Raw genomic sequence first — 2,596 nt, 5'->3', positions numbered from 1 at the left:
GTGGTGGGGGGGGGGGGCCGCCGCGGCGGTGATCGGCCCCGCCGACGCCCACCCCGGCTCGCACCGGATCCTCGGCGGTGTCTCCCGCGCCGGCACCGAACACCACGAGCTGTGCGTCGGCGGGCCCGCGGGCATGTTCACGGACACCAAGGGCCTGCTGGAGAACGGGCTGGAACTGGTTGTCAACGCCTGGCACGAGGCCCACCGCGACGGCTGGAACTGGACCGCCATGGACCGGTACGTCACGCACCAGGTCTCCACCTCGTATACCAACGCGATCATCAAGGCCGTCAACCTGGTCCGCGAGCGCGTGCCGATCACCTTCCCGAAGTGGGGCAACGTGGGGCCGGCATCGCTGCCGATGACCCTCGCCCAGGAGGCCCAGACCCTGGGCAGCGGCGACCGCGTGCTCTGCATGGGCGTGGGCTCCGGCCTGAACACCACCATGATGGAGATTGCGTGGTAGACACCCCCCTCTGGCCGGGCGTCGACCCGGCCTGGTCCCGCCGCGTCCGCGTCCCGTCCACCGCCGCCGTGGACCCGGCCGGCAGCGAGCACGCATGGCACCTTTTGGACAACGGCCCGCAGCTGGCCGAACGCGGCATCGAGCCGGTTGGCACACTGCTATGCGTGCACGGCAACCCCACCTGGTCCTACTTGTGGCGCAGCCTGCTGGACGCCGCCGGTAACGCCGCGGCGCCGTGGCGCGTGGTCGCCGTCGACCAGCTGGACATGGGTTTCTCCGAACGCACCGGCAGCTTCCGCCGGCTCGAGGACCGGATCACCGACCTGGGCGACCTGACCGCCGGACTGGGCATCACCGGCCCCGTCGTCACCGTCGGACACGACTGGGGCGGCGTGATCTCGCTGGGCTGGGCCACCCGGCACCGCGACCAGCTCGCCGGCGTCGTCCTGACCAACACCGCCGTCCACCCCGCCGGCTTCGGGCTGCCCGCCCCGCTCAAACTGGCGCTGCACCCCGCCGTGCATCGCTGGGGCACGACGACGTCGGCCGCCTTCCTGCGCGTCACGCACGCCTTGGCGCATCCTCCGTTGGCGAAGGACGTCAGGGCCGCGTTCATGGCCCCGTACCGGCACGCGGCCCGCCGCACCGGGGTGGGCAACTTCGTGGCCGACATCCCGGCCGACGAGGCCGCGCCCAGCTGGGACGCGCTGAACGGGGTGGCCGAGGGCATCCGCGGCCTGGACGTTCCGGCGCTGATCCTGTGGGGCCCCAGGGACCCGGTGTTCTCCGACCGCTACCTGCGCGACCTGCTGGACCGGCTGCCGCAGGCCGACGTGCACCGCTTCGAAGGCGCCGGACACCTGCTCCCCGAAGACCGTGACATCGCGGGCCCCGTTTTCACCTGGCTCGACGCCGCCGTGGCCGGCGGCGGGCACGCGGCCGCCGCCCAAGAGCCCCGCGCCGCGGCTCCCTTCCGCTCCATGCTCGCCGAACTGGACGAACGCCGGAACGACGACTCCCCCGCCGTCGTCGACATGGCCCCGCTGGGCGCCGCGGCGGCAGGAAAGCGGACGCTGTCCTGGGCCGAGCTCGCCGGCCAGGTGGACCTGCTCGCCGACGGCCTGGCCGGGATCGGCGTGCGGGCAGGCGACCGAGTCAACCTGCTGGTGCCGCCCGGCATCGAACTGACCAGCCTGATCTACGCCTGCCTGAAGCTCGGCGCCGTCATCGTGGTGGCCGACGCCGGGCTGGGACCCGCCGGCCTGAGCCGTGCCATCAAGGGCGCCGGTCCCCGGTTCATCATCGGCATCGAACGTGCCTTCGCGGCCGCGCGGCTGTTCGGCTGGCCGGGCGAGCGGATCAGCGTGACCGAAATCGGCGGGGCCAAGCGCAGGCTCTACGGCGTCGCCCACACCGTGCCCGAACTGCTCGAATCCACCGCCGCCGCCGCCGCTGCCGCTGCCCCGCCCGGCGGCCGCGCCGGGCGCTCCGCCCCCGGGCCCGACGACGACGCCGCCATCCTCTTCACCTCCGGCTCCACCGGACCGGCCAAGGGCGTCGTCTATACGCACCGCCGGCTGGCCGCCATGCGGGACACCCTCAAGGACACCTACGGGCTGGAAGCCGGCACCTCGCTGGTGGCCGGCTTCGCACCGTTCGCCCTGCTGGGCCCGGCACTGGGGGCCACGTCGGTGACCCCGGACATGGACGTCACCGCGCCCAAGACGCTCACCGCCGCGGCCCTGGCCGATGCTGCCGCGGCGGTCGGCGCCACCGCCGTCTTCGCCTCGCCCGCCGCCCTCGCGAACGTGCTCGCCACCGCCGACGGCCTCACGGACGAACACCGGGTGGTGCTGGCCGACGTGCAACTGCTGCTCTCGGCCGGCGCGCCGATCCCCGAGCCGCTGCTGGCCAAGATGCAGTCGCTGATGCCGTCGGCCCAGCTGCACACCCCCTACGGCATGACCGAGGCGCTGCCCGTGACGGACATCAGCCTGGCGGAAATCCGCGCGGCCGGTTTCGGAAACGGCGTCTGCGTCGGCACCCCGCTGGCGTTGATTTCCATCCTGCTGTTCCCGACCACCACCGGCCTGAACCTGCTGGACGTCACCGATGCCTTCGTCAACAGCT

2 protein-coding genes are annotated in these 2,596 nt (G+C 73.2%); both read left to right on the top strand.

The features are described from left to right. A partial coding sequence (locus AC5RV2_RS16865) for a 3-oxoacyl-[acyl-carrier-protein] synthase III C-terminal domain-containing protein (RefSeq protein WP_494093291.1) occupies positions 1-466 on the top strand: 466 nt, incomplete at its 5' end. Further along, the coding region (locus AC5RV2_RS16860; protein ID WP_494093290.1) for an alpha/beta fold hydrolase at positions 460-2,596 on the top strand (2,137 nt) is incomplete at its 3' end. The genes AC5RV2_RS16865 and AC5RV2_RS16860, both read left to right, overlap by 7 nt.

This window comes from Arthrobacter sp. Y3225116 (assembly GCF_059091245.1).
Note: the sequence above shows the minus strand (reverse complement) of the source record. Positions and strands in the feature narration are given on the sequence as shown.